Below are 26,913 nucleotides of genomic sequence, written 5' to 3'. Positions count from 1 at the left end.
CGGGGCCGGTCCGCCCTTGATCTCACTCCTCCGGCGCCAGGGCTCCCGTGGCAAGGCCGTCACGGGCGACTTCGGCGAGCTGTCGGCTCAGCTCGTCGACCCTGCGCATGCCTTCCTCGAATACGGTCAGAGCCCGGAAGGCAGAACCGTACCGCCGCTGATCGTCCAGGCCCATACGAGGGATGCGTGCCCCCCTGCCGTCGAGGCGGTAGGACCCGCTGGCACTGGTGGACCGGCGGGTGTTGAGGGAGCTGCGCAGGAATCCCTGCAGATAGTCCGTATCCAGCTGCTCGCTGGCCGAGACCGGCTCCGGACCGTCGTAGGAGATGAGTCCGGCGCGGGCGAGATCCGCAACGCTGGTCGTGGCGCCGTCCAGTGAGCCCGGCCCACCGCCCGGCGCCAGTTCGGGCAGGAGTGCGGCAAGCCGACGGATCTGGCCCCCCAGCTCATCGCGCAGGGTGGTGTACTCATCGGGGTAGTCGCGGTGCTGGGCCCTCAGGTGGCTGCCGGGGGTCAGGTCGACGGTGTCGTCGAGGAGCTCGACCAGCGGCACGTCGGCGACCTGGTCGGAGCGTGGGTCCAGACTCCCGTCCGGGCTGTTGTCGGTCAGGTCGACCATACGCACGGTCCGGATCATTTCCGTGCTTTCCGCGCTCTCAGGACGCTGCAGGCACCACAGATGGACGGGCATGGCGTGGGATGTCGCCGTCCCCGGCGGTAGAGCGATCACTTGACGCAGGATCCCCCGGCGTACGAGTTCCGCCCGGATGCGGCGGCCTGCCTTGCGGTAGGCGACCGAGGCAGGCATGACCATGAGGACTTGGCCGCCGGCATCGGTATGCGCGTAGGCGTGTTGGAGCCACGCCAGTTCCCCTTCCGCCTTCGAGGGAGTACCGAGTTCCCATCGCGAGTCGAGCAGCAGCTCCTCCCGCCCCCACTCGGTCACACCGGTCGGCGGGTCGCAGACGACCAGGTCCGCTTTGAGACCTGGCCATCCGTCCGCACGCAGGGAGTCACCCGCCACGATGCGCACGTCCGGCCGGTCCAGGAGGTCGGCTCGAAGCTGCGCGAAGCGGGCGCTGTCCGCATCGATCTCCTGGCCGCGACAGTGCGTGCCCCCTTCCGTGGCGACGGACAGGAGCAGCACCCCGATTCCGCAGGCGGGATCGAAGACCGTAGCGTCGGCCGGCAGTTCGGGAGCGAAGTGGCACACAGCACGCACCACGCGCTCAGAGGTCACCTGGTCCGACCCTGCTCGCCGAGCGGAGTCCATGAAACGTTCGGTCAGTCCGTTGACGAGATCGACGGGTGCTTCAGCTCGGACAATCGCCTGTACACGGGTCAAGACATCGTCCGGCAATCCCGCCGCCTTCGCTCCCGCAAGCACCTCGGCCACCTCGGCCAGACCCGCGACCATCTGTTCCCCGTAGGCGGCCCTCATGGCCTGCCACAGCTCGACCTCGGGCGATACCTCCTGGCCTTTGCGCTGCTTGTCCAGCCATGCCTGGACCTCGGCAAGTGCGTAGAGCGGACTGTTCGCGGCGCCGCCCGCCTGCGCGGGGAAGTCGTTGTAACGCCGACGCCAATTAGAGACAGCAGCCCGAGTGACACCGGCCAACCGAGCGATCTCGGAGCCGGTGACCAGGGCGCTGACCGGTGAAGCGGCGTTGTCCTTCATGGACCTCACCGTACACGGGGCGCAATCCGCCTTCCAGGAAGAAGCACGTTGACAGCATAAACACTCCGCCATGTAGCTTCGTGAACACCGCCCGCATCTCTCTTGTCAGCCACCTGTCGACCACCCAAGGGGCCACCCGTAGTGGCGACGACGACCACTCCACATGGTCGCGACTGCTGGGGGCGGCCCCCTGAAGTCCCCCCTCTGATCTGGACGCGACCAGACCATCCGCGCCGCCGGCATCATCAACGGTGAAACGGAAGCGAAGTTCCTCGCATACGAGCTCTCATGGACGACCGACGAACTCCGTTGCTCCCCGCCGGGATCGCTCAACAGGCTCGCACGGCCAGCGAAGGCTACACGTCATCCCCTCAGGCCAAACGGCACAAGTTCAAGGATCAGTCGAGGCCAGACGACAAACGTCAAAACTTAGCCGCTCACGAGAGCGGGCCGTTGAGCCGAGTAGCGATTGCGCATCACCTGCTTGACAGGTGACGGACGCGTGCGCCACCGTCGAGTCGTCACCCGCCAGGGGCAAATCGCGAGTCGATCAGGGTCAGCCGTCTGCGTCCGCGTCAAGGGCGCACCCCTGCTGCCAGAAAGAATCGATTCAGTGGTGTGCACCTTTACGCATGTCGAGCCGTCCGCGCTCCAGTGCCTGGGCGGGTAATCCCGGTGCGCAGGGCCTTTTGCCAGCGCAGTTGCATGTCTTCGTGGGCGGCGGCCCGGCCGAGTGAGGCGTACGCCTCTGCCCGCCGACACTCAGCTCCTGATCAGCAGCTGCAGCTCGAAGGAGTACCGCGATGCCCGGTAGTAGTGGTTCGCGTACTCGACCGCCCGTCCCGTCGTGTCGTATGCGACCCGCCGCATGGTGAGCAGCGGCGCGCCCTCCGGCTCGTGCAGGAGCAACCCCTCCTCAGCGGTGGCGCTGCGGGCGCCGATCGTCTGGCGGGCGCTGTGCGGCGCCGTGCCCGCCGCGCCCATCAGGCGGTACAGGCCCGTCTTCGCCAGCTGCTCCGCGCTCAGCCCCGCCACGTCCGCCGGTATGTGGTTGCGAAGTACGGCGAGTGGCTCCCCGTGCGCCAGACGCAGGCGCTCCACCCGGGTCACCGGCTCGCCCTCCGCCACCCCCAGCGCGGTGGCGACCTCCGCGTCGGCTGCTGTCGCGCAAACCACGAGAACTCGGGTCGCCGGGCGCTGGCCGGCGGACTCCAGATCGTCGTAGAGGCTGCTCAGTTCGAGGGGCCGCTTGACCTGGCTGTGCACCACCAGGGTGCCCACGCCGCGACGGCGGACCATGAGGCCCTTGTCGACCAGCGCCTGGATGGCCTGGCGTACGGTGGGCCGGGACAGGCCCAACCCGGCGGCGAGGTCTATCTCGTTGCCCAGCAGGGAGCCGGGCCGCAACCTGCCCTGTTCGATGGCCTGTTCCAGCTGCTGGGAGAGCTGGTAGTAGAGCGGGACCGGGCTGGAGCGGTCGACGCTGAGGAGAAGGTCCGACACCTCCGCGCGCTCGGCGGTGGACGTTGGTCTCATGCGTAGACACTACAAGACCCTTTACTTAATTGTTAAGACATTAGCTCTTCACGTCATTGTGAATCACATGGCAGGGTCCGGGTACTTCACCGAGGAGACCCCATCCATGAATGTGCTGACCAGACGTGCAATGGCGCTCACTGGCGCCGTCTCCCTGACGTTGATCCTGGCCGCCTGCGGCGGCTCAGGCGATGACACCGGGGGCTCCAACTCCCTTACGATCACGGCCAACGCGATCTCTGGCGGCAAGAACGCCGCGCAGGCGGACTGGATCGAGAAGTGGGTCATCCCGCAGTTCACCAAGGCCCAGAAGGCCAAGGGCGTCGACGTGAAGGTGACGTTCCGACCGAGCGGCGTGGACGACGAGCAGTACAAGACCAAGCTGGCCCTGGACCTGCAGTCGGGCTCCGGACCGGACGTATACGACATCGACGGAATCTGGGTCGGCGAGTTCGCCCAGGCCGGGTACATCAAGCCGTTGAACAACGTTGTCAAGGGTGCTTCCAGCTGGGACGGCTGGAAGCAGATCCCGGATTCCGTGCAGCAGCTGGCGACCTTCGAGGACAAGCTCTACGGCATACCCGGCGGCAGCGACGGCCGGGTGATCTACTACAACAAGGAGCTGTTCAAGCAGGCCGGTCTGCCCGAGAAGTGGCAACCCACCAGCTGGGACCAGATCATCGAGGCCGGCGAGAAGCTGAAGTCGGTCAAGGACGTCACCCCGATCCAGCTCAACGCCGGCACCGCCATGGGTGAGGCCACCACCATGCAGGGCTTCCTGCCGCTGCTGGCCGGCACCGGCGAATCGGCCTGGGCCGATGGCAAGTGGACCGGCGCCACCCAGGGTGTGAAGAACGCCCTGAACCTGTACAGCGAGATCTACGGCGACAAGCTGGGCGACCCCCTGCTGCAGAAGGAGGCCAAGGGCCGCGACAAGTCCTTCGCCGAGTTCGCCGCGGGCAAGATGGGCATGCTGCTCGAGGGCGACTACTTCTGGCGCAGTGTGATCAACCCCAAGGGCGGCGTCGCCCCGATGGAGAAGCGCGACGAGGTCGTGGGCTACGCCAAGATCCCGGCCATGACGGCCGGCTCCGGCGTGAACGGCCAGGACTTCGTCTCCTACTCCGGCGGCGGGGTGCAGACGATCAACCCGAAGAGCAAGAACACCGACCTCGCCTTCGAGCTGATGAAGTTCATGAACTCGGCCGACGCCATCAAGAAGCAGTTGGCCGGCGAGGCCCGGATCACCGCTCGCACCGACGTGAACGACGAGGTGCTGGCGGGCGACCCGATGCTGAGCTTCGTCTCCAAGGACGTCCTGCCCGTCACCTCATTCCGCCCGCCGCTGGCGGAGTACGCACAGGTCTCCACGCTGCTGCAGGAGGCCACGGCCGCGGTGGTCGACGGCAAGAGCCCGGAGCAGGCGGCGGCCGACTACGCGAAGAAGCTGGAAGGGGCCGTGGGCGGTGCCGGCAACATCAAGTCCTGAGCTCGAAGCCGGAACACCGGCGAAGAGCGAGGACGTGGAGCGGCGCCCGGAGGCACCGGGCGCCCCCTCCAACCGTGTCCAGGCCGGCGGCGATGCCGCCGGCCTGGGCCGGGCCCGCGCCACAGCGTTCATCGTCCCGGCGATGCTGCTGATCGCGGCCTTCCTCCTGTTCCCGGCGATCTGGACCATCTACCTCGGTCTCACCGACTACCGGCTGACCGGGCTCGCCGCGGCGAACCCGCAGTTCGTGGGGCTGGACAATCTCCAGAACGCGCTGAGCGACGACCGGTTCGGCAACTCCATGTGGCTGACCGTCGAGTACGTCATCGGCTCGGCCGTCATCGGCCAGGTGCTGCTCGGCTTCGCCGTCGCGTGGGTGATGCGCGAACGGCGCGGGGCGCTCCGCCGCCTCGTCGAGTCGCTGCTGCTGCTCGCCTGGGTGCTGCCCGGCTCCGTGGTGGCGTTCCTGTGGATCGCCCTGCTGGACCGCGACAGCGGCACACTCAACGCCCTGCTCCAGACGCCTGGCACGGGCTGGCTGCTGGAGTACCCGATGGCGTCGATCATCGTGTTCAACATCTGGCGGGGCGCCGCGTTCTCAATGATGCTCTATGCGGCAGCCATCGGGAACGTGCCGCCGTCGCATCTGGAGACCGCCCGGCTGGCCGGCGCCTCCACCTGGCAGCAGCTGCGCGATGTGGTGATCCCGCGGATCAAGGGCCATATCCTGACGAACCTGCTGCTGATCAGCCTGTGGACGTTCAACGACTTCACGCCGTTCCTGCTCACTGCCGGCGGCCCGGACGACAAGACCGAGATCATGCCGGTCTTCATCTACAAGCTCGCACTCAACAGCGGCGAACTGGGTTTCGGCGCGGCGATCTCGGTGCTGATGCTGCTCTTCAACCTGATCATCGCGCTGTTCTATGTGCGGATGCTCAGGTCGCGGAAGGACGATGCCGCATGACCGCCACCGACATCAAGGCGACCAGGCGGGATGCCGCCGACCATGGGGCCGCTTTGGCGCAGGCCCGGCGCGTGCTGCGGCACGCCGGCTTCTACACGTTCATCTGCCTGCTGATCGCGTTCTTCGCACTGCCGCTGCTGTGGCTGCTCGCGGCCCCGTTCGACTCGGCACCCGGCGTCACCGTCTCACTGCCCGACTTCACCCTGCGGAACTTCCAGGTGCTGGCGGACAACCCGTACGCGCTGCGTTCACTGGGCAACTCGGTGATCCTGGCCGGTGGCACGGGCGCGCTGACGCTGCTGTTCTCCGCACTGGCCGCCTATGCGCTGAGCCGGGTGAAACTGCCGGGCCGGGACATGCTGTTGTACGTCCTGCTCCTGCTGTCGTCGATCGTGACCGGTACGGCGGCCATGGTGCCGCTGTTCAACCTGGCCTTCGAGCTGCATCTCATCGACTCCCAGCTCGGCGTGATCCTGATCCTCACCGGCGGCATGCTGCCCAGCGCCATCTTCATCCTGAAGGACTTCATGGACGGCACGCCGGTGTCGTACGAGGAGTCGGCGCGGGTCTTCGGCGCCTCACCGCTGCAGATCGTGCGCCATATCGTCGTGCCGCTGGTGCGGCCGGGTCTGGCGACCATCGCGGTCTGGTCGGTGGCGCAGGTGTGGGGCAACTTCCTGGTCCCGTTCCTGCTGCTCCGCTCGCCGGAGAAGTCCCCGGCCGCGGTGGTGATGTACACCTTCTACACCGAGGGCGGGCAGCCGAACCTCGCGCTCATCTCCACCTACTCCCTGCTCTACTCCCTTCCGGTGGTCCTGATGTTTCTCTTCGTCAGCTCCCGGTACGGATTCCGGTTCCACGGAGGTATCAAGCGCTGATGGCATCTATCACCATGGGCGAACTCGTCAAGGTCTATCCAGGCGGTGTACGCGCGCTGGACTCGATCGGCCTGACGGTCGAAGACGGCGAGTTCTTCGCCTTGCTCGGGCCATCCGGCTGCGGCAAGACCACCCTGCTACGCACCATCGCCGGCCTCGAAGCCTCCAGCGGCGGCTCGATCCAGATCGGCGACCGGGATGTGACGAACACGGCGCCCGGGCAGCGGGATGTGGCGATGGTCTTCCAGGACTACGCCCTGTTCCCGCACATGACGGTCACCGAAAACATCGCCTATCCGCTGCGCATCAAGAAGGTCCCGACGGCCGAACGTACGGAGAAGGCCGCCGAGACGGCCGCCGAGCTGGGCCTGAGCGACTATCTGGCACGCCGCCCCGGGCAGCTGTCCGGCGGGCAGCAGCAGCGGGTGGCGCTGGCCCGGGCGATGGCGTGCCATCCGAAGGTCTTCCTCTTCGATGAGCCGCTGTCCAATCTCGATGCCCGGATGCGCCTGGAGGCCCGTACCTTCCTCAAGCGCCTCCAGCGTGAACTCGGCGTCACCACCGTCTTCGTCACCCACGACCAGGCCGAAGCGCTGGCGCTTGCCGACCGGATCGCGGTGATGGAGGGCGGCCGGATCCGCCAGCTGGGCACGCCGAAGGAGGTGTTCCACCGGCCGGCCAACACCTTTGTGGCCTCGTTCATCGGCTCCACCCCGATGAACCTGCTGGACGCGGTGGTGTCCGGCGGGAACCTGGTTATCGGCGATCAGAAGCTGCCGGTGCCCCCCGGGTACGCGGGCGGTGCGCTGGGCGACGGGGAGAAACTGGTCCTCGGTATCCGTCCGGAGTACCTCTCGTGCTCCACCGAGCCGGTGCAGGACGCCCTCTCCGGCGAGGTCACGGTGATCGAGAACCTGGGCAGCGCCCAGCTGGTGACGCTGCACGGCGGGGCAGGCTTCGTTCAGGTCGTCGTCGACGAGGAGGTCTTCCTCAAGGCCGGCGACAAGGGGTATGCGGTACCACGCCCCGACCGGGTGCTGCTGTACCGCGGCGGTGACCTCATCGACGCCGGAGGCGACGCCGCGGCCAAGGATGCCGCCGGCAGTAAGGCAGGAGCCGCCGCATGACCGTCACCACCACCGTCCACCGCGGCCGCTGGTCGCTGGGGGACCGGCTGGAGCTGATGCTCCGGGAGCTGCCCTTCGAGGTGGCTCCCGGAGCGGCGGCGGTCACCGTCGAGCTGGAATTCGACCGCGAGCAGGGCGTGCTGGACCTTGGCTGTCTCGGCGCGGACGCTTTCCGCGGCTGGTCGGGCGGCGCCCGCGACGTGTACACCGTGGCCGCGGACTGGGCGACGCCCGGCTATCTCAAGGGCGAGCTGGAGACCGGCCTCTGGCACGTACTGCTGCGGCTGCACCGTATCCCGCCAGGCGGCCTGGACTACGAGGTGCGCGTGACCACCTCGACGACCCGCCCCGCCCCCTTGCCCCCGCCCGCCGCGCCGAAGCCGGCGGGCGGGCAGCCGCCCGCCCGCGAGCGCCGGGACATCCCGGCGTCTGGCGAAATGCTCTGGTACGCCGGCGACTTCCACAGCCACACGGTGCACAGCGACGGCGCCCTCACCGTTCCCGAACTGGCCTGGCTGGCTTGCGAGCAGGGTCTGGACTTCCTCGCCGTCACCGACCACAACACGGTCAGCCACCACCCGGAGCTCCCGGCCGTGGGAGCCCGCTACGGCATCAGCCTGCTCCCCGGCCAGGAGGTCACCCGCGACGAGGGCCACGCCAACGTCTTCGGCGACACCGGCTGGGTGGACTTCCGTAAGCCCGCCGACTCCTGGTACCAGCACGCCCGCACCCACGGCGGCGTGATGTCTCTGAACCACCCGCTGGGCAGCGACTGCGCCTGGCGGCTGCCACTCGCCGACCGGCCCCGGCACGCCGAGGTCTGGCACTCCGGCTGGTTCGACCGCCGCTGGGGGGCGCCGCTGTCCTGGGCCCAGGCATGGCGGCCTGATGTCATCGCCATCGGCGGCAGCGACTTCCACCGCCACGGCAACGACGGGCGGCCCGGCTCCCCCACCACCTGGCTGCTCGCCGAAGACGACAGCCCCGCAGCCCTGCTCGCAGCCCTGGCGGCCGGGCGTACGGCGGTCTCCGCAGGCCCCGGTGCGCCCCTGCTGCTGCGGCTCGGGGACGAACTTCTCGCGCTCGGCGCCGAAGGCACCGCACTCATCCGCCCCGACGGACGGCGCGAGCTCGTCCACGCGGACCGCACCACCTTTCCCGCTGAGAGCGGGCTACACCGTCTGGAAAGTTACGAGAACGAGGTGATCGCACTGTGTCAGTGAACATCCGGGTGGCGAACGCACCGGTCAATTTCGGCATCTACGCGGCCGACAGAGCCCCGTTCACCGCCAACGAGCTGCTGAGCGCCCTGGCCGAGGCGGGCTACGAAGGCATCGACTCCGGCCCGATCGGCTATCTGGGCACGGTCGACACCCTCCCGGGTCGGCTCGCGGACGCCGGCCTGGCCCTGGCGGGCGGCTGGATCGACCTGCGCTACGGCGCCGAGGACGGCTTCAGCGCCGACCAGGCCGGTCTTGAGGCGGCCCTCGATGTCTTCACCGCCGTTCCCGTCCCCGACCCGGTCTTCGCTCCGCGCCCCACCCTTGCCTGCCCGGACAACGCCGAGCGGATGGCCCGCCCAGGCATCGCCTACGGCACGGTCGAGGACTGGGCGGGCTTCGCCGCCCGCGTGCAGCGGGCCGCGGACCGGTGCCGGGAGCGTGGTCTGGAGCCTGTGTTCCACCACCACCTGGGTACCGATGTGGAGAGCGCGCAGGAGGTCGAGAAGCTCCTCGAGGCCACCGATGTATCGCTCTGCCTCGACACCGGCCACCTCTATCTGGCCGGCGGCGACCCGCTGGCGGCGCTGCGCGACTGGGCGCCCAGGATCAAGCAGGTGCATATCAAGGACGCCTCCCGCGAGGCCATGGAGCGCACCCGCGCCGCGGGCGGCGACTTCGCCCAGGCGGTACGCGACGGTGCCTTCCCCGTGCTCGGCACGGGCGAGATCGAGATGACCGAGGTCGTGGCCGTACTGCAGGAGACCGGCTACACCGGCTGGGCCGTGATCGAGCAGGACGCACCCGAGACGGGCCGCGAGCCCGCCGGCCTTCTCGCCGACCAGCGGACCAACCGTGAGGCGCTGCGAAAGGCGGGCCTGTGACGACCGACCGCGTCCGGGTAGCGGTGGCCGGCCTCGGCACCATCGCCCAGACCATCCATCTGCCCCTGCTGGAACGCCTCGGCAGCCGCTTCACACTCTACGCCGTCGCGGACGTCTCGCCGTCCGTGGCCGAGCGGACCGGGGAGCGCTACGGTGTCCCGGCCGAGCGCCGCTTCACCAGCGTCGACGCCATGCTTCAGGCGGGCGGCTTCGACGCCGTACTGCTGCTGACCTCCGGCACCCACGCGCCGGCCACCGCCGACGCGCTGCGCCGCGGCTACCACGTACTGGCCGAGAAGCCTCTCGGCTATGCCCAGCAGGAGATGGCCGAACTGGAGGGCCTCGGCGAGGAGCTGACGGCCCGGCTGATGGTCGGCTATATGAAGCAGTACGACCCGGCGGCGCAGCGGCTGACCGCGCTGGTCGAGGAGGCCGGCGGCCCCGCCGCGATCCACCACATCGACGTGACCGTGCTGCACCCCTCCCCTCAGTCGCAGCTGGCCTTCGCCCAACTGCCGCCGCCCGCCGGCGACGTCTCCCCGGATCTGCTGGCCGAGCTGCGCGCCGCAGGGGACAAGCCACTGCGCACCGCCCTCGGCGAGGAGGCACCCGCCGCGCTGCGAGAGCTGTACGGCATCATCATGAACAGCGTCTGCCACGAGTTGTCCCTGATCCGGCTGCTCGCCGGGCCTCCGGCCACCGTCGACCACGCCGTGATGTGGCCCGCCAGGAACGCGGGCCCCGGCGACGCGCCGTCCCTCGAGCTCTCCGGCGAACTGCGGGGCGGCGGCCGGTACGGCATCCGCTGGCTCTACCAGCCCAACTACCCGGCCTACCGGGAGACAGTGGCCGTACACCACGCCACGGGCAGTGCGGAGCTGGTCTTCCCGGCCCCGTATTTCCTCAACGCCCCTACTCTGCTGATCGCGACGACGGGCCGCGAGGAGCAGCAGACCCGTACCGAGTTCCGCTCCCCCGTGAGCGGCTTCGAGGCCGAGCTGACCGCCTTCCACCGGCTCGTGACCCAGGGCGTACCGCCCCTGTCGGGGGTCCCCGACGCGGCCGCCGACATCGCCTTCGCACAAGCGGCCGTCCGGCGCCTCGCCGACCGTGACGGCCTGACCACCGCCGGGGAGTCCGCGCATGAGTGACAGCCATGAGCTCGTAGTAGTCCCGCACACCCACTGGGACCGCGAGTGGTATCTGCCCTTCCAGCGTTTCCGGCTGCAGCTGGTGGCGCTGCTGGACGAGCTGCTGGACCGGATGGAGGCCGACCCGCGCCACCGGTTCACCCTGGACGGACAGATGGCTGCGGTGGACGACTATCTGGAGGTACGCCCGGAGGCCCGCGAGCGGGTGACGGCGCTGGTGAAGTCCGGGCGGCTCGCCGTCGGTCCGTGGGACATCCTGATGGACGAGTTCCTGTGCTCCGGTGAGCAGGTCGTCCGCAATCTGGAGCGCGGGATCCGCCGCTCCGGGGAGCTGGGCGGCACGATGCCCGTCGGCTATCTTCCGGACATGTTCGGCCATATCGCGCAGATGCCGCAGATCCTGCGCGGCGCGGGCCTGGACCACGCCTGCGTCTTCCGCGGCGTGCCCCGCGCCGTCACATCGGACACCTTCGCCTGGGTTTCCCCCGACGGCACCGCGGTGCGCACCCGCTACCTCCCGGCCGGCGGCTACGGCAACGCCGCGGGCCTGCTCGCCGACCGCGGCGCGGTGGCCGAGCGGCTGCGGGAGCTGCATGAGCGGATGAGCGCCTGGACGCTGCCGGAGAGCGGGCCGCTGCTCGGCATGTACGGCTCGGATCACACCGCGCCGGCGACCGACGCCCCCGACCTGTTGGCCGCGGCGGGCCAGGAGACGGGCATCGGAGTTCGGCTGGCCACCCTGGCGGCGTTCTTCGAGGGGCTGCCCGCCGGTACCGACGGGCTGCCGCTGGTGCACGGCGAGCTCCGCAGCCACGCCCGCGCGAACATCCTGCCCGGCGTCAACTCCATCCGCCCGGAGCTGAAGCGGGCGATGAGCCACGCGGAGCGCTGGGTCGAGCGCTACGCCGAGCCGATGGCCGCGCTCTACGGCGACGGCGGCGAGCAGCGGTTCCTGGACATGGCCTGGCAGCGGCTGATCGCCGTCAGCTGCCATGACTCGGTCACCGGCTGCGGCTGCGACGAGACCGCCGTCCAGGTCGGCGCCCGGATGGCGGAGGCCGAGCAGCTGGGCCAGGCGGTGTGCGATCTGATCGGGCAGCGCCGGGCGGCGGCCGTCCCGCTGGACGCGCTGTTGGTCTTCAACCCCTCGCCGCGACAGCGCTCCGGCGTGGTCTTCGCCGAGGTCGACCGGCCGGGTGTGGAGGTGCTCGCCGACGACCGGGACCTGCCGGTGGAGGTCGCGCTCACCCGTATCCACGGAACCGAGCTGTACGGGCGGCACGTCGCCTCCTGGTCGTTGAGCGAGGACGGCTCGACGCTGACCTTCGCTGTGGCCCGCCACGAGTCGGCCCCCTTCGATGTTGCCGAAGTGCGCGAGGCGCTCGGCGAGGGCTGGCGTGAGCGCCGCCTGCGGGTGCGTATCCTCACGTCGCCCGGCGAAAAGGTGCCCGTCTGGGCCGAGGTCCCCGCGCTGGGCTACGCCGCCGTGCGGACGCCGGACCAGGGCTCGCCCGCCGACGCCGCGCTGCCGCCGAACGACGTGCACTGCGACGGCCGGGTGCTGGACAACGGCCTGGTACGGATTGAGGTCGCCGGCGACGGCACCTTCAGCCTGACCGACGCGGACGGCACCACGACCGCCGGCCTCGGCTCGCTCGTCGACGGCGGCGATCTGGGCGACACCTACAACTACGCCCCGCCGGCCGCCGATGTACTGGTTGCCGAGCCCGAGTCGGTACGGATCACGCGCACCGCCGGCTCCCCGCTCTGCGCCGCGCTGGAGGTCGAGCGGCGCTACAGCTGGCCCGCCGCCGGCGACTTCGCCGTGGACGGCCGCTCGGCCCGCACCGAGCCAGTCACCGTCACCCTGCGCGTCGAGCTGCGCGCCGCCGAGCCGTACGCCCGGATCGGTGTCGAATTCGACAACCGCTGCGACGACCACCGGCTGCGCCTGCACCTGCCGCTGCCGGAGCAGGCCGGGTCCTCCTTCGCCGAGGGCCAGTTCGCGGTGGTCGAGCGCGGTCTGACCGCGGAGGGCGGCGGCGGGGAGTACCCGCTGCCGACGTTCCCCGCCGCGGGCTTCGTCGCGGCGGGCGGGCTCGCGGTGCTCCTGGACGAGTACAGCGAGTACGAGCTGGTGGAGGAGGGCCGCGAGCTGGCGCTCACCTTGCTCCGCTCGTCCGGTCAGATCTCCCGCAACCGGATCCCGCTGCGCGACGAGCCGGCCGGCCCGCAGGTGCCGACGCCGGGTGCGCAGAGCCGCGGCCTCCGCTCGGTATCGCTGGCCCTGCTGCCGTACGCCGGTGCCTGGACCTCGGCGTCGGATGCGGTGCTGCGGGCGGCGGAGGAGTTCCGGCACGACCTGTACGCCGTCCCGGGCACGGCCGAGGCGTCCGCGCCGCTGCCGGAGCGGGAGCGCGGTCTCGCGGTCGAGGGCCCCGGCGTGGTGCTGACCAGCACCCGCGAGCGGGACGGCTGGAGCGAGGTCCGCGTCGTCGCCGAGGGCGGCGCGGACACTGTGGCCGTGATCGAAAGCGGCTTCACCCGGGCCCGGCGCTGCGATCTGCTGGGCCGCCCCGGCGAGGAGCTGCCCGTGGACGGGGGCGTGCTGCGGCTGCCGCTGCGCGCCTGGGAGATCGCGACCGTACAGCTCGGCCACTGAATGGCCAGGCCCGTCCTGCCGGAGGAGACATGAACGCAAACCAGGCGCCGGAAACACCTTTCGACGTGATCACCATGGGTCGCATCGGTGTGGACATCTACCCCCTGCAGACCGGCGTACCGCTGCCAGCGGTGGAGTCCTTCGGCAAGTTCCTGGGCGGATCGGCCACCAATGTGGCGGTCGCCGCCGCGCGGCTCGGCTGCCGCGCGGCGGTGATCAGCCGCACCGGGCGAGACCCCTTCGGCGACTACTGCCGCCAGGCGCTGACCGATGAGTTCGGCGTGGACGCGCGGTGGGTCACGGAGGTGCCGGAGTACCCGACCCCGGTCACCTTCTGTGAGATCTTCCCGCCCGATGACTTCCCGCTGTACTTCTACCGGCAGCCGAAGGCGCCGGATCTGGAAATCCACTCGAAGGAGCTGAACCTCGCCGCGATCTGCGCGGCCCGGATCTTCTGGATGACCGGAACCGGGCTCTGCGAGCAGCCCAGCCGCACGGCGACCCTGGCGGCCCTGGCAGCCAGAAGCGAGGCGCGTACGGCGAAGGAGGCGGGCGCCGCGCAGACCGCCACCGTCTTCGACCTGGACTGGCGCCCGATGTTCTGGCACTCCGGTCCCGAAGAGGCGCGCGCGTACTACACGCAGGCGCTGCGCCACGCCACGGTCAGCGTCGGCAACCTTGAGGAGTGCGCGCTCGCCACTGGCGAGCGCGAGCCCCGTGCCTGCGCCGAGGCGCTGCTCGCCGCCGGGGTCGAGCTGGCCGTCGTCAAACAGGGTCCCAAGGGCGTCATGGCCGTGCACCGGGACGGCACCGAGGCCGAGGTCCCGCCGCACCCGGTCGAGGTGGTCAACGGGCTTGGCGCGGGTGACGCGTTCGGCGGGGCCCTGTGCCACGGCCTGCTGTCGGGCTGGGACCTGACGGCGATCATGCGCTACGCGAACGCGGCCGGCGCTCTGGTCGCCTCCCGCCTCGCCTGCTCCTCCGCGATGCCGACCACCGCCGAGGTCGACGCGCTTCTCAGCTCCGCTGAGGTGCCGGGGTGAAAGCTCCTTGGCTCCGCCCCCAGACCTCCATGGGAGCAAGGCGGTTGCGGCAGCGCGTAGGCAGATGACTCCTTCAGCACAGCAAGTCAGAAAGAGAAAATCTCAGTTGAGCCTCACTATCTCCGACCTCACCGCCGTGCGATCGAGCCACCCCGAAGCAATCGCCGAGGCCGCCGACCGGCGGGTCCGCCGCCCGCTGGTGGGCGACGGCGGACGACTGATGATCGTCGCGGCCGACCATCCGGCGCGCGGAGCCCTTGCCGTCGGGGGACAGCGGCTCGCCATGGCCAACCGCAACGAGCTGCTCGACCGTCTCACCATCGCCCTGTCCCGGCCGGGCGTGGACGGCGTGCTCGCCACCGCCGACATCCTTGACGACCTGCTCCTGCTGGGCGCCCTCGACAACAAAGTGGTGCTGTGCTCGATGAACCGGGGCGGGCTGGCCGGCTCGTCCTTCGAGCTGGACGACCGGTTCACCGGCTATCGCCCGCAGGACATCGAGCGGCACCGCTTCGACGGCGGCAAGCTGCTGCTGCGGATCGACTACGACGACGCCGGCTCGCTGGCGACCATGGAGTCGGCGGCTCGGGCGATCGATGAGATGGCGGAGCGGCGGCTGCCGGTCTTCGTCGAGCCGTTCATCTCGCGGCGTGTGGACGGCCGGGTGTGCAACGACCTCGGCGGCGAGGCCGTCGCCACCGCGATCGCGGTGGCCTCCGGCCTTGGCGGCACCTCGGCCTACACCTGGCTGAAGCTGCCGGTCACCGCCGATCCTGACGACATGGCCGAGGCTGTGGAGAGCTCCACACTGCCCGCTGTGGTGCTGGGCGGCGAGGTCAGCAGGGAACAGGACGCCACCTACGAGAAGTGGCGCAGGGCGCTTTCGCTGCCCACCGTGCGCGGACTGGTCGTGGGCCGCTCCCTGCTCTATCCGCCGGACGGCGACGTGGCGGCGGCGGTCGACACGGCCGTCGGGCTGCTTTGACCGGATCAGGACCAAGAGAGGCTGACAATATGACGCTGGATCCATATGTTCCGGCGGGAAGCGCGGCGCGCGGACCGTATCTGATGGACATCAGCCCTCAGCGCGCGGGCTGGGAGCACTCCTCGCTGCGGGTGCTTGGGCTGGCGCCCGCCACCGAGCACACGTTCGCCACCGGCGACAGCGAGTGGATCGTTCTGCCGCTCTCCGGCGCCTGCACGGTGACCTGCGACGACGCCGAGTTCGACATCCAGGGCCGCAAGGACGTCTTCAGCGGCGTCAGCGACTTCGCCTATGTGCCGCGTGACGCTGCGGTGACGGTACGGACGGAAGCCGGCGGCCGCTTCGCTCTGACCGGCGCCCGCTGCGAACGCCGGCTGCCTGCTCGCTACAGGCCCGCGTCCAGTGTTCCTGTGGAGCTGCGCGGCAGCGGCTCCTGCTCGCGTCAGGTCAACAACTTCGCGGCGGCCGGGGTGTTCGAAGCTGATCGGCTGATCGCCGTGGAGGTGCTGACGCCCGGCGGCAACTGGTCGTCGTATCCGGCGCACAAGCACGACGAACACCGGCCTGGCGAGGAGTCCCGGCTGGAGGAGATCTACTACTTCGAGACCGCCGCCCACAACGGCAGCCCCGGCCTTGGCTACCAGCGTGTCAGCCCGTCCGGCCGCGGCCGGAACACCGATGTGCTGGCGGAGGTGCGCAGCGGCGACGCGGTGCTGATACCGGACGGCTGGCACGGCCCTTCGATGGCCTCGCCGGGCCATGACCTGTACTACCTGAACGTGATGGCGGGCCCGGGCCCTGAGCGCAGCTGGCTGATCTGCGACCATCCCGACCAGACCTGGATCCGCGGCACCTGGCCGGACACCCCGGTGGACCCGCGGCTGCCGTTCTACGAAGCCCCGGAGGCCTAAGGCATGACCGACAAGCCCGTGATCCGACTGACCGTCGCGCAGGCGCTGGTCCGCTTCCTCGCCGCCCAGCACACCGAGCGGGACGGCCGCCGGCAGCGGCTGATCAACGCCACCTGGGGGATCTTCGGTCACGGCAATGTGGCCGGTCTCGGCCAGGCGCTGGTCGAGTACGCCGAAGAGATGCCCTATCTCCAGGGCCGTAACGAGCAGGCGATGGTGCACGCCGCAGTCGCCTACGCCCGGCACTCCAACCGGCTGCGCGCGCAGGCCGTGACGACGTCCATCGGCCCCGGCGCCACCAACCTCGTCACCGGCGCCGCCCTCGCAACGATCAACCGGCTGCCGGTGCTCCTGCTCCCCGGCGACGTCTTCGCGACCCGCCCGGCCGACCCCGTACTCCAGCAGCTGGAGCACCCTCTGGCCGGGGACGTCTCAGTCAACGACACCCTGCGTCCCGTCTCCCGCTACTTCGACCGGATCACCCGCCCCGAGGCGCTGATCCCGGCCGCCCTGCAGGCGATGCGGGTGCTCACCGACCCGGTGGAGACGGGCGCCGTGACCCTCGCCCTCCCGCAGGACGTGCAGGCGGAAGCCTTCGACTGGCCCCAGGAGTTCTTCGCGGAGCGGGTCTGGCAGGTGCGCAGGCCCGCGCCCGAGCCGCGGGCGGTCGCCGAGGCCGCGGCGGCGGTAAGAGCCGCACGCCGTCCCCTGATCGTCGCCGGCGGTGGTATCCACCACAGCGAGGCCGAGGAGGCGCTGCGCGTCCTGGTCGACGCCACCGGCATCCCGGTCGCATCCACCCAGGCGGGCAAGGGCTCCCTGCGCCACGACCACCCCGCCGACCTGGGCGGTATCGGCCACACGGGCACCGAGGCGGCCGACGCCGTCGCCCGTAAGGCCGACCTGGTGATCGGCGTCGGCACCCGCTACTCGGACTTCACCACCTCGTCGAACACCCTCTTCGCGGCGCCGGACGTCCGCTTCGTGGGCCTCAACGTCGACGCGCGCGACGCCCATAAGCTGGCCGGACTGGGCCTGGTCGCCGACGCCCGCGAGGGCCTGTCGGCGCTCACCGGGGCCTTGGCCGGCTACCGGGTGGACGAGGCGTACCGGACCCAGTATGCGGCGGCGAAGGCGCGCTGGGAGCCGGTGATCGAGGCCGCGTACGCCGCCCCGGACGGCGCGGCCCGACCGACCCAGACGCAGGTGCTTGGCGCGCTGGACGCGGTGGTCGGCGAGCTGGATGTCGTCATCAACGCCGCCGGGTCGATGCCCGGCGATCTGCACAAGCTGTGGCGGGCGCGCTCGCCACGCCAGTACCACGTCGAGTACGGCTTCTCCTGTATGGGCTACGAGATCCCGGGGGCCATCGGCGTCCGGCTGGCCGCAGGACCGGACACCCCGGTGTGGGCGCTGGTTGGTGACGGTACGTATCTGATGCTGCCGACGGAGATCGTCACAGCCGTGCAGGAGGGCATCGCGATCAAGATGGTCCTTGTCCAGAACCACGGCTACGCCTCCATCGGCGGCCTGTCCGAGCAGACCGGCGCCGAGCGCTTCGGCACCGCCTACCGCTACCGCACCCCGGACGGCGCCTACGCCGGAGACCCGCTGCCGGTGGACCTGGCGGCCAACGCCGCGTCACTGGGCATGGAGGTCCTGCGGGCCTCTACAGTGGCCGCCCTGCACGACGCTCTGGCGAAGGCGCGGGCGGCTGCGGAGCCGGTCTGTGTATACGTGGAGACGGCCGAGCCCGATGCCTCGGCCGTTCCCCCGACGGCCGCCTGGTGGGACGTCCCGGTGGCGGCGGCCGCCACCCGGCAGGCCGCGGCCGGGGCGCGCGAGACGTACGTGCGGGAGAAGGCACGGCAGCGGCGCCACCTATGACAGACCAGGCTGCTCCGCCTTCAAGTCCCGGACGGCGCCGCCCCTGACCGACCAGCTAACAGCACGGTGCAGGTACCTCTGGAAGTGGTACTCCGACTCACCGACGATCACCAGGCTGTCCAGCGCCCACCGACAGGAACAACTACGGTGGCTGGCCAGGTAAAGGCTTCCGCGAACGTCATGCTCGGCCGGCAGGCCTTCAGTCCAGGTACCACGCAGGCCCCAGTTCCTGGGAGCCATGTAAGAGCCCCGCCCTCCCCCGATGACGGTCCAGGCCACGAGTTCAGCCGGGATCCCGCCCGATCCGAAGAAACGACTGCACCCTGCCGTCACGCCGGCCGCCGCCGGTGCGTGCACCGGCGGCGCTTGTCAGGAAGCACCTGGGTGATGCCCTGACAGTCGCAGTGTTCCAGCAAGGGAACGGTGACGCATTATCCGAGGAAGCTCAACCGCACCCGCCGGTCCGCGTTGTCGACGTTCGTGTCCACCAGGCACACGGACTGCCAAGTCCCGAGCTCCAGCTGTCCCCCGATCACCGGCAGGGTCGCATGCGGTGGCACCAGGGCGGGAAGCACGTGGTCGCGGCCGTGCCCCGGGCTGCCGTGGCGGTGGCGCCAGCGGTCGTCGGCCGGGAGCAGGTCCTGCAGAGCGGCGAGGAGGTCGTCGTCGCTGCCGGCGCCCGTCTCCAGGATCGCGATTCCGGCAGTGGCGTGGGGCACGAAGATGTTGAGCAGGCCGTCCCGGCCGGGAGCCGAGCGGGCGAGAAACTGGGCACAGTCCTCAGTCAGGTCCGTGACCGTTTCGGACCGTCCTGTGGTGACGCTGAGCACGTGTGTGGCAAAGGTGTCGGACATGGCCCCATTCTCCCGGGCGGGGCGGAAGTCTGCGAAGCCTGTCCGCGTCGGGCGGATCAGGTGCGGGCAGGACGACCGAAGCCCCGGGAAGACGCGGGCCTCCCCCGCAGTTGGTAGAAGCGTGAACGATATCGGGATCCGCGAGCAGGACGTGGTCGTCATCGGCGCCGGTCAGGCGGGGCTGTCCGCCGCGTACCACCTGCGCCGCAGCGGACTCGAGCCCGGCCGGGACTTCGCGGTGCTCGACCACGCTCCGCACCCCGGCGGTGCGTGGCAGTTCCGCTGGCCCTCGCTCACCTACGGCAAGGTGCACGGTATGCACTCCCTGCCGGGCCTGGAGCTCACCGGCGCCGACGGGAACCGGCCTTCGTCCGAGGTCATCGGCGAGTACTTCGACGCGTACGAGCGGCGGTTCGGCCTGCGGGTGCACCGGGCCGTCGAGGTGAGCGCCGTACGCGAGGGCGACGGCGGTCGTCTGCTGGTCGAGACTTCCGAGGGTGTGTACTCCACGCGCGCACTGATCAACGCCACCGGCACATGGGACCGTCCGTTCTGGCCGCGCTATCCAGGCCAGGAGACCTTTCTCGGCCGGCAGCTGCACACCGCGAACTATCGGGGGCCCGCGGAGTTCGCCGGCCTGCGCGTGATGGTGGTCGGGGGCGGCGCGTCGGGTACGCAGCATCTGATGGAGATCGCCGAGGTGGCCCAGGAGACGTTCTGGGTGACCCGTCGGCCGCCTGTGTTCCGGGAAGGGCCCTTCGGCGAGGACGCGGGCCGGGCCGCCGTGGCCATGGTGGACGAGCGCGTACGCCGGGGACTTCCGCCGCAGAGCGTGGTCAGCGTGACCGGTCTGCCGCTCAACGACGCCGTACGTCGCGCTCGCGAGCGGGGGATCCTGGACCGCCTCCCGATGTTCGAGCGGATCACCCCGGATGGACTCGTCTGGTCCGACGGCCGGTCCGTCCGGGCCGACGTGATCCTCTGGGCGACCGGCTTCCGCGCCGCCGTCGACCATCTGGCGCCACTCAAGCTCCGTGAACCCGGCGGCGGCATCCGCGTCGAGGAGACACGGGCCGTACGGGATCCACGCGTCCATCTCGTCGGCTACGGCCCGTCCGCCAGCACCATCGGCGCCAATCGGGCCGGGCGGGCCGCCGCCCGCTCGGTCACCAGGCTGCTGAACGGCGTTCCGGCCCTGGGCTGACCACCCGGTCCACTGGTCGACACGCGTCCACGTGACCGCTGCGGGGCGCTCGTCGGGCGTCGGGCGTCGGGCGTACGCGGGAGTGGTCGCGGGGGCGTGCGAAGTACGGGACCGCAGGAGGTCAGCGTCTCAGACGGCGGCTGCGGGGGCCGGCGCGTTGCTGTCGCGGCGGATCAGGGCGGCGTAGCGGCCGCCCTTGGCCAGCAGTTCCTCGTGTGTGCCCCGCTCTGCCGCGCGGCCCTCGTCCAGCACCACGATCTGGTCCGCGTCCCGGACGGTGGACAGCCGGTGCGCGATCGTGAGTGTGGTGCGGCCCTCGGACAGGGCGTCGATGGCCTGCTGGACGGCGTGTTCGGTACGGGTGTCGAGGGCGCTGGTCGCCTCGTCGAGAATCAGCACGGGCGGGTCCCGGAGAATCGTCCGGGCGATCGCCAGCCGCTGCTTCTCGCCGCCCGAGAACCGGTATCCACGCTCGCCCACGAGGGTGTCGTAGCCGTCGGGCAGGCCGGCGATGTGGTCGTGGATCTGCGCGGCGCGCGCAGCGGCCTCGATCTCCTCGTCGGTGGCGTCCGGCTTGGCGAAGCGGAGGTTCTCGGCGACCGAGGCGTGGAAGAGGTAGGTCTCCTGGGAGACCACGCCCACGGCGCGGGCGAGGGTGTCGAAGTCCAGGTCGCGCACGTCGATGCCGTCGATCGTGACGCGGCCGCCGGTGACGTCGTACAGGCGTGGCACCAGGTAGCTGAGGGTGGACTTGCCCGATCCGGTGGGGCCGACGACTGCCAGGCTGTTCCCGGCCGGTACCGCCACGTCGATTCCGCTCAGGGTGGGGCCGCTCTTCTCGTCGTAGCTGAAGGTGACGTCCTCGAAGGCGACCTCGCCCCGGATGCGCTCCAGCCGGACCGGCTTGTCGGGTTCGGTGATGTCCACCTTCAGATCGAGGTACTCGAAGATGCGGGCGAACAGGGCCAGGGACGTCTGCATCTGCACCCCGGTGGAGAGCAGGCTCACGGCCGGGCGGAAGAGGCCCTGCTGGAGCGAGACGAAGGCGACGAGCGTCCCGATGGAGACGCCGGTGGCACCCGACTGGAGGGTGAGCCCCGCTGCCCAGTAGATGACGGCGGGCATGGCCGCCATCACGATCCCGATCGTCGACATCCGCCAGCGTCCGGCCATGTTGGAGCGCACTTCGAGGTCGACCAGGCGCTCCGACTCCTCGGTGAAGGTCTTGGTGAGGGAGTCCGAGCGGCCCATGGTGCGGCCGAGCAGGATGCCGCTGACCGAGAGCGATTCGGTGACGGTGGCGGCCATGGCGGCCATCTGCCGCTGGCGCTGGGTGGTGATCTTCTTGCGTTCCCGGCCCACGCGCCGGCTGATCCAGACGAAGACCGGCAGGAGCAGCAGCGAGACGACGGTGAGCCGCCAGTCGAGCGCGAGCATGGCGACCACGGTGGCGATGACGGCTGTGAGGTTGGAGACCAGGGAGGTCGCGGTGGAGGTGACCGTCGCCTGCATCCCGCCGATGTCGTTGGCGATGCGCGACTGCACCTCACCCGTGCGGGTCCGGGTGAAGAAGGCGACCGGCATCCGTTGCAGTTGCGTGTAGACGGCGGTGCGCAGGTCGTGCATGACGCGTTGGCCGACGGTGGTGGAGATGAGGGTCTGCAGGACGCCGAAGACGCTGTTCATGACCGCGGTGAGGATCATGCCGAGGGCGAGCAGGGTGAGCAGGCCCGTGCGCCCCTGGGGGATCGCGGTGTCCAGGATCTCGCGGAGGAGGAAGGGCGAGGCGACCGACACCAGTGAGGATGCGCCGACCAGGAGTGCGACCACGGCGAGCCTGCCGCGGTAGGGGCGGAACAGCCGGAAGATGCGGCGCAGCTCGGCGGGCGGCTGCCCGGCTTCGGTGGCTGAGGGTGTCCAGGTGGGCTCGTCGGGTTTCATGGGCTCCTTCAAGAGCGTGCGAGGGGAGGGCCGGGCGGGCTCGGGCCTCGGGGCGGGCGTCTCGGAAGCCGCCGCACGAGTCGATTCGAGAGCCTAGCTCATTGTTACCTGTGTACACAATGAACGACGTCCTGATATTGTTCCCCCATGGACTCCCCCGACTCCGACGGCATGCTGGCCGAACAACTGCTGAGGCTCACGCGGCGCCTCCAGCGCATCCAGAGCCGGCAGCTGGAGCCGATCGGCATCACGCCGGCCCAGTTCCGGCTGCTGCGCACGACCGCTCACTACGACGGGCCACCCCGGATGGCCGATCTGGCCGAGCGGCTGGACGTCGTCCCCCGGGCCGTGACCACCCTCGTGGACGGCCTGGAGGCGAGCGGCCGGGTGCGGCGCGCACCGGACCCGACCAACCGCAGGGTCGTCCGCATCGAGATCACCGAGGAGGGCCGGGCCGTCCTCCGCTCGATGCGCGCCGCGCGCAAGGCCGCCGCGGAGGAGATCCTGGCTCCGTTGACCGCCGATCAGCGTGAGGTGCTCGGTGGGTTGCTGACCGCTCTGGTCGACGGAATGCCGGAGCGCCGCCGCTGCTGAGGCCGCGGTGCGACACCCGCACCGCGTCGTCGAGGGGACCCGGACCGGCCACCGGGGGCACTACCACTCAGCGCTCATCGAGCTGGAGAAGGCGACCCGGCCCGTCATCTGACCGCCGGTCCACGGGAATAACCGGTTGCCCCGGGAGGGGTCACGAAGCGAAGCTTGCGCGGTTTGGTCCCCCGCTGTTCCACGAGGTCCGCACGTGGCCTCCGCCATCCGATTCCTGGGACGACATGCAGATTCACGATCTTCCGTATTCGGATCCCGGCGATCCCGATGTACGGTCCGGCCCCCGTTTCCTGTACTGGCTCGGAAGAAGTCAACTCACCGGTCAACTCAAGTCCCTGTCCTGGGGACTGCTCCACCACTGCGCGATCGCGGGCCTCCCGCTCGCCGTCGGATTCGCGGTGCAGGCCGTCATCGACCGTTCCGGCCGGGATCTTGTCCTGGCCGGAGGGCTCCTGTTCCTCCTCGGCGTCCTCATCGCCGTGGGCGACACCATGCTCCACCGGACCGCGGTCACCAACTGGATCACGGCCGCGGCCCGGGTGCAGCAGCTGCTGGCCCGCAAGACCGCCGAACTGGGCTCGGCCCTGACCCGGCGGGTAGCGGCGGGCGAGGTGGTCGCCGTCTCCACCGGTGACGTCGAGAAGATCGGCTGGTTCGTCGAGGCCCTGTCCCGTTTCGCCGCCGCGGCCACGGCCCTCGTGCTGATCTGCGTCGGGCTGGTCCTCTATCTGCCGTCGCTCGGCGTACTGGTCGCGATCGCCACCCCCGTCCTCGCCCTGGCCGTGCTCCCGCTGCTCCCCCGGGCCACCCGCAGGGCGGATCTCCAGCGCGAGAAGGCGGGCCGGGCCACCGAACTGGCCTCCGACACGGTCGCCGGGCTCCGGGTGCTGCGCGGCATCGGAGGCGAGGACCTGTTCCTGGGCCGCTACCGCCGTGCTTCCCAGGAGGTCCGCGAAGCTGCCGTGCGCAGCGCCCGCATGTGGGCCCTCATCTCCGCGATCCAGGTGTTCCTGCCGGGAGTTCTGCTGATCTCGCTGGTCTGGTACGGGGCGACGCTGGCCAGGGACGGCCGGATCGAGATCGGCCAGCTGGTCACCGTGTACAGCGCGGCGACCCTGATGCTGTTCCCGCTGCGCAACGTGGAGGAGATCGCGATGGCGTACTCCTTCTCGCGGCCGTCGGCGCAGCGGGCGGTCCGGGTACTCTCCCTGCGCCGCAGCACCCGGGCCTCGACGGTCGACGCCGCACCCCGGGGTGACCTGTACGACCCGGTAACGGGACTCATGGCGCCGCAGGGCCTGTTCACCGCGGTCGTCTGCGGCGATCCCGACGAGGCGGGCAGGCTCGCCGAACGGCTGGGCGGTCACGCCGAGCAGGACGACGACTCCGCTGCTGCCCCTTCCGTGCTGCTCGGCGGCGTGCCGCTGGACGAACTACCGCTCGCCGAGGCGCGGGCCGCGGTGCTGGTGCAGGACAAGGACCCGGTACTGCTCTCGGGGACACTGCGCGAACTGCTGGACGTGCCGTCCTCGGGTGACGTCACGCCCGGCGACGCACTCGCCGCCGCCCAGTGCGGCGATGTGCTGGACGCCTTGGCCCAGGCCTCCGTCGACGCGGGAGGCGATCCCATGGACACCCGTATCACCGAGCGTGGGAGATCGCTGTCCGGAGGTCAGAGGCAGCGGCTCGCGCTCGCCCGTTCGCTGGTCACCGATCCGGAGGCCCTCGTGCTGGACGAGCCGACGTCAGCCGTCGACTCACACACGGAGGCCAGGGTCGCGGCCGGCATCGAGGGACTGCGCCGGGGCCGCACCACGGTGGCCTTCGCGTCGTCCCCGCTGCTGCTGGACCTGGCTGACCGCGTCGTGCTGGTGCACGAGGGCACCGTCGTGGCAGCCGGCACACACCGCGAACTGCTCCGGGACGAACCGCGTTACAGGGCGGTCGTCACCCGCGAGACCGAGGACGAGGCCACGGCACCCGCCGCGCGGGACGGTCTCGCCGTCGTCGACGGCCTCCGGCAGGCGCGGACGGCCGAGGAAATCGAGGAGAGAGCATGATCGGCGTGGCTCCACCGGCGTACGACCCGGCTGCCCCCGAGTCGGCGACGACCCTGCCCGTGGGGACGCCGACCACGGTGCGGACGTACGTACGCGCGCTGCTTCGGCGCCACCGCAGGGCGTTCGCGGTACTGATCGCGGTGAACGCCGTCGCGGTGATCGCGTCGATCACCGGGCCCTATCTGCTGGGCGGGCTGGTCGAGGACCTGTCCGACGGGGTCACGGACCTGCATCTGGAACGGACCGCAGCGGTGTTCGCCCTGGCGCTGATCGTGCAGACCGTGTTCACCCGGACCATGCGGCTGCGCGGTGCCATGCTCGGCGAGGAGATGCTCGCCGATCTGCGCGAGGACTTCCTCGTACGCTCGGTCGGGCTGCCGCCCGGCGTCCTGGAGCGGGCCGGTACCGGGGATCTGCTGTCCAGGATCACGACGGACATCGACCGGCTGGCCAACGCGATGCGCGAGGCCGTGCCGCAGCTGGCCATCGGGGTGGTCTGGGCCGGACTGCTGCTCGGCGCGCTCGCCGTCACGGCCCCGCCGCTGGCACTCGCCGTGCTGATCGCGCTCCCGGTGCTCGTCATCGGCTGCCGCTGGTACTTCCGCCGCGCGCCGTCGGCGTACCGCTCGGAGGCCGCCGGATACGCGGCGGTCGCGGCGGTGCTGGCCGAGACCGTGGACGCCGGGCGGACCGTGGAGTCCCACCGCCTCGGCGCCCGCAGGATCGCGTTGTCGGACCGGCGGGTGGCGGAGTGGACGGCCTGGGAGCGGTACACGCTGTTCCTGCGCTCGGTGCTGTTCCCGGTCATCAACACCACCTACGTCACGATCCTGGGCGCGGTACTGCTGCTGGGCGGCTGGTTCGTGATGGAGGACTGGATCACCGTCGGACAGTTGACGACGGGGGCTCTGCTGGCGCAGATGATGGTGGACCCGCTCGGCCTGATCCTCCGCTGGTACGACGAACTCCAGGTGGCACAGGTGTCGTTGGCCCGGCTGGTCGGCGTCCGGGAGATCGAACCGGGCGCCGGCGACGACCTGATCGGTCCGGACGGCCGTGAGGTCAGGGCCGACGAGGTGCGGTTCGGGTACCGCGCGGGCGTGGATGTGCTGCACCGGGTGTCCCTGGAGGTGGCCCCGGGGACCCGGCTGGCTCTGGTCGGGCCGTCCGGGGCGGGCAAGTCGACTCTGGGCCGGCTGCTGGCCGGGATCTACGCCCCCCGGACCGGCGAGGTCACCCTGGGCGGCGCCGAGCTGTCCCGCATGACGGCGGAGCGGGTGCGGTCCCATGTCGCCCTGGTCAACCAGGAGCACCACGTGTTCGTGGGTTCGCTGCGGGACAACCTCCTGCTGGCCCGTACGGACGCCGAGGACGCGGAGCTGTGGGCCTCGCTGGCCGCGGTGGACGCGGACGGCTGGGCCCGGGCCCTGGACAAGGGGCTGGACGCGGAGGTCGGCTCCGGCGGACTGGCCCTCACCCCGGCGCAGGCGCAGCAGGTCGCGCTGGCCCGGCTCGTGCTGGCGGACCCGCACACACTGGTGCTGGACGAGGCGACGTCTCTGCTCGATCCCAGGGCGGCCCGTCACCTGGAGCGTTCGCTCGCCAGGGTGCTCGACGGCCGTACGGTCGTGGCGATCGCGCACCGGCTGCACACCGCGCACGACGCGGACGTGATCGCGGTGGTCGAGGACGGCCGGATCAGCGAGCTCGGCAGTCATGACGCGCTCGTGGCCGCAGACGGCGCCTATGCGGCGCTGTGGCGTTCCTGGCACGGCTGAGCCGACGCGCTCAGGGGCTCGGCGGTGCCGGTGGGGGCGCCCCCACCGGCAC

At 70.6% G+C, this 26,913-nt stretch carries 20 protein-coding genes; 16 read left to right on the top strand and 4 right to left on the bottom strand.

Going from position 1 to position 26,913, the window contains the following annotated elements; genetic code table 11:
- Positions 1-22: 22 nt before the first annotated feature.
- Both ACFU5K_RS02490 and ACFU5K_RS02485 read right to left on the bottom strand, forming a co-directional pair.
- A complete protein-coding gene (locus ACFU5K_RS02490; protein WP_384055721.1) occupies positions 23-1,678 on the bottom strand; it encodes a class I SAM-dependent DNA methyltransferase in 1,656 nt (551 codons plus the stop codon).
- 762 nt (positions 1,679-2,440) lie between these two features.
- Entirely contained in the window at positions 2,441-3,214 is a 774-nt protein-coding gene (locus ACFU5K_RS02485) for a GntR family transcriptional regulator (RefSeq protein WP_384055718.1), read from the bottom strand.
- Between the two features lie 67 nt (positions 3,215-3,281).
- On the opposite strand from ACFU5K_RS02485, the gene ACFU5K_RS02480 reads away from it, so the two are divergent.
- The 12 genes from ACFU5K_RS02480 (at position 3,282) to iolD (ending at position 18,418) form a co-directional block, all read left to right on the top strand.
- Positions 3,282-4,703, top strand: a complete 1,422-nt coding sequence (locus ACFU5K_RS02480) for an extracellular solute-binding protein (RefSeq protein WP_384055716.1) — start codon at positions 3,282-3,284, stop codon at positions 4,701-4,703.
- Positions 4,681-5,670, top strand: a complete 990-nt coding sequence (locus ACFU5K_RS02475; RefSeq protein ID WP_384055713.1) for a carbohydrate ABC transporter permease — start codon at positions 4,681-4,683, stop codon at positions 5,668-5,670. Before ACFU5K_RS02480 ends, ACFU5K_RS02475 begins: the two co-directional genes overlap by 23 nt.
- A complete protein-coding gene (locus ACFU5K_RS02470; RefSeq protein ID WP_384055710.1) occupies positions 5,667-6,548 on the top strand; it encodes a carbohydrate ABC transporter permease in 882 nt (293 codons plus the stop codon). The genes ACFU5K_RS02475 and ACFU5K_RS02470 overlap by 4 nt, the downstream gene beginning before the upstream one ends.
- Positions 6,548-7,675 (top strand): ABC transporter ATP-binding protein, encoded by a 1,128-nt coding sequence (locus ACFU5K_RS02465; protein WP_384055707.1) that lies wholly within the window; start codon positions 6,548-6,550, stop codon positions 7,673-7,675. The genes ACFU5K_RS02470 and ACFU5K_RS02465 overlap by 1 nt, the downstream gene beginning before the upstream one ends.
- Complete coding sequence (locus ACFU5K_RS02460; RefSeq protein ID WP_384055704.1) at positions 7,672-8,898, top strand: PHP domain-containing protein; 1,227 nt, start codon at positions 7,672-7,674, stop codon at positions 8,896-8,898. Before ACFU5K_RS02465 ends, ACFU5K_RS02460 begins: the two co-directional genes overlap by 4 nt.
- Positions 8,889-9,779 carry a sugar phosphate isomerase/epimerase family protein gene (locus tag ACFU5K_RS02455; RefSeq protein WP_384055701.1) on the top strand — a complete coding sequence of 297 codons (891 nt, stop codon included), beginning with the start codon at positions 8,889-8,891 and terminating at the stop codon, positions 9,777-9,779. The genes ACFU5K_RS02460 and ACFU5K_RS02455 overlap by 10 nt, the downstream gene beginning before the upstream one ends.
- Entirely contained in the window at positions 9,776-10,930 is a 1,155-nt protein-coding gene (locus ACFU5K_RS02450) for a Gfo/Idh/MocA family protein (RefSeq protein ID WP_384055698.1), read from the top strand. The genes ACFU5K_RS02455 and ACFU5K_RS02450 overlap by 4 nt, the downstream gene beginning before the upstream one ends.
- Entirely contained in the window at positions 10,923-13,592 is a 2,670-nt protein-coding gene (locus tag ACFU5K_RS02445; RefSeq protein WP_384055695.1) for an alpha-mannosidase, read from the top strand. Before ACFU5K_RS02450 ends, ACFU5K_RS02445 begins: the two co-directional genes overlap by 8 nt.
- 29 nt (positions 13,593-13,621) lie before the next feature.
- The gene (gene iolC / locus ACFU5K_RS02440) at positions 13,622-14,635 is read left to right on the top strand and encodes a 5-dehydro-2-deoxygluconokinase (protein WP_384055692.1); all 1,014 of its coding nucleotides are present in this window, start codon (positions 13,622-13,624) and stop codon (positions 14,633-14,635) included.
- Positions 14,636-14,741: 106 nt separating this feature from the next.
- Positions 14,742-15,620: a deoxyribose-phosphate aldolase gene (locus ACFU5K_RS02435; protein ID WP_384055689.1), complete on the top strand. Its 879-nt coding sequence runs from the start codon at positions 14,742-14,744 to the stop codon at positions 15,618-15,620.
- 29 nt (positions 15,621-15,649) lie between these two features.
- Positions 15,650-16,531, top strand: coding sequence for a 5-deoxy-glucuronate isomerase (gene iolB, locus ACFU5K_RS02430; RefSeq protein WP_384055686.1), 882 nt, complete (start codon positions 15,650-15,652; stop codon positions 16,529-16,531).
- Positions 16,532-16,534: 3 nt separating this feature from the next.
- On the top strand, positions 16,535-18,418 hold the full coding sequence (gene iolD, locus ACFU5K_RS02425; RefSeq protein ID WP_384055683.1) for a 3D-(3,5/4)-trihydroxycyclohexane-1,2-dione acylhydrolase (decyclizing): 1,884 nt from the start codon (positions 16,535-16,537) through the stop codon (positions 18,416-18,418).
- A gap of 431 nt (positions 18,419-18,849) precedes the next feature.
- Here iolD and ACFU5K_RS02420 read toward each other — a convergent pair whose 3' ends face one another.
- Complete coding sequence (locus tag ACFU5K_RS02420) at positions 18,850-19,272, bottom strand: secondary thiamine-phosphate synthase enzyme YjbQ (protein ID WP_384055681.1); 423 nt, start codon at positions 19,270-19,272, stop codon at positions 18,850-18,852.
- A 136-nt stretch (positions 19,273-19,408) separates the two neighbouring features.
- Here ACFU5K_RS02420 and ACFU5K_RS02415 point away from each other — a divergent pair, with 136 nt between their 5' ends.
- The gene (locus tag ACFU5K_RS02415) at positions 19,409-20,476 is read left to right on the top strand and encodes an FAD-dependent oxidoreductase (RefSeq protein WP_384055996.1); all 1,068 of its coding nucleotides are present in this window, start codon (positions 19,409-19,411) and stop codon (positions 20,474-20,476) included.
- 129 nt (positions 20,477-20,605) lie between these two features.
- Here the strand turns inward: ACFU5K_RS02415 and ACFU5K_RS02410 are convergent, their stop codons facing one another.
- Positions 20,606-22,417, bottom strand: a complete 1,812-nt coding sequence (locus tag ACFU5K_RS02410) for an ABC transporter ATP-binding protein (RefSeq protein ID WP_384055678.1) — start codon at positions 22,415-22,417, stop codon at positions 20,606-20,608.
- 147 nt (positions 22,418-22,564) lie between these two features.
- Between ACFU5K_RS02410 and ACFU5K_RS02405 the strand changes: the two genes are divergently transcribed.
- From ACFU5K_RS02405 to ACFU5K_RS02395, 3 genes are all read left to right on the top strand, one after another.
- Entirely contained in the window at positions 22,565-23,011 is a 447-nt protein-coding gene (locus tag ACFU5K_RS02405; protein ID WP_384055675.1) for a MarR family winged helix-turn-helix transcriptional regulator, read from the top strand.
- 236 nt (positions 23,012-23,247) lie between these two features.
- Positions 23,248-25,083, top strand: coding sequence for an ABC transporter transmembrane domain-containing protein (locus ACFU5K_RS02400; protein ID WP_384055672.1), 1,836 nt, complete (start codon positions 23,248-23,250; stop codon positions 25,081-25,083).
- On the top strand, positions 25,080-26,861 hold the full coding sequence (locus tag ACFU5K_RS02395) for an ABC transporter ATP-binding protein (RefSeq protein WP_384055669.1): 1,782 nt from the start codon (positions 25,080-25,082) through the stop codon (positions 26,859-26,861). Before ACFU5K_RS02400 ends, ACFU5K_RS02395 begins: the two co-directional genes overlap by 4 nt.
- Positions 26,862-26,913: the final 52 nt, after the last annotated feature.

This window comes from Streptomyces sp. NPDC057428, assembly GCF_042803195.1.
Classification (GTDB): domain Bacteria; phylum Actinomycetota; class Actinomycetes; order Streptomycetales; family Streptomycetaceae; genus Streptomyces.
The sequence above is the reverse complement of the archived record's forward strand: the minus strand, read 5'-3'. Positions and strand labels throughout refer to the sequence as shown.

What these genes read in the sequence shown, in the direction of transcription:
- ACFU5K_RS02460 (WP_384055704.1), top strand. Translation starts at nt 7,672, where the DNA reads ATGACCGTCACCACCACCGTCCACCGCGGCCGCTGGTCGCTGGGGGAC.
- ACFU5K_RS02485 (WP_384055718.1), bottom strand. Translation starts at nt 3,214, where the DNA reads ATGAGACCAACGTCCACCGCCGAGCGCGCGGAGGTGTCGGACCTTCTC.
- iolD (WP_384055683.1), top strand. Translation starts at nt 16,535, where the DNA reads ATGACCGACAAGCCCGTGATCCGACTGACCGTCGCGCAGGCGCTGGTC.
- iolC (WP_384055692.1), top strand. Translation starts at nt 13,622, where the DNA reads ATGAACGCAAACCAGGCGCCGGAAACACCTTTCGACGTGATCACCATG.
- ACFU5K_RS02470 (WP_384055710.1), top strand. Translation starts at nt 5,667, where the DNA reads ATGACCGCCACCGACATCAAGGCGACCAGGCGGGATGCCGCCGACCAT.
- ACFU5K_RS02465 (WP_384055707.1), top strand. Translation starts at nt 6,548, where the DNA reads ATGGCATCTATCACCATGGGCGAACTCGTCAAGGTCTATCCAGGCGGT.
- ACFU5K_RS02410 (WP_384055678.1), bottom strand. Translation starts at nt 22,417, where the DNA reads ATGAAACCCGACGAGCCCACCTGGACACCCTCAGCCACCGAAGCCGGG.
- iolB (WP_384055686.1), top strand. Translation starts at nt 15,650, where the DNA reads ATGACGCTGGATCCATATGTTCCGGCGGGAAGCGCGGCGCGCGGACCG.
- ACFU5K_RS02480 (WP_384055716.1), top strand. Translation starts at nt 3,282, where the DNA reads ATGGCAGGGTCCGGGTACTTCACCGAGGAGACCCCATCCATGAATGTG.
- ACFU5K_RS02395 (WP_384055669.1), top strand. Translation starts at nt 25,080, where the DNA reads ATGATCGGCGTGGCTCCACCGGCGTACGACCCGGCTGCCCCCGAGTCG.
- ACFU5K_RS02490 (WP_384055721.1), bottom strand. Translation starts at nt 1,678, where the DNA reads ATGAAGGACAACGCCGCTTCACCGGTCAGCGCCCTGGTCACCGGCTCC.
- ACFU5K_RS02420 (WP_384055681.1), bottom strand. Translation starts at nt 19,272, where the DNA reads ATGTCCGACACCTTTGCCACACACGTGCTCAGCGTCACCACAGGACGG.
- ACFU5K_RS02405 (WP_384055675.1), top strand. Translation starts at nt 22,565, where the DNA reads ATGGACTCCCCCGACTCCGACGGCATGCTGGCCGAACAACTGCTGAGG.
- ACFU5K_RS02445 (WP_384055695.1), top strand. Translation starts at nt 10,923, where the DNA reads ATGAGTGACAGCCATGAGCTCGTAGTAGTCCCGCACACCCACTGGGAC.
- ACFU5K_RS02400 (WP_384055672.1), top strand. Translation starts at nt 23,248, where the DNA reads ATGCAGATTCACGATCTTCCGTATTCGGATCCCGGCGATCCCGATGTA.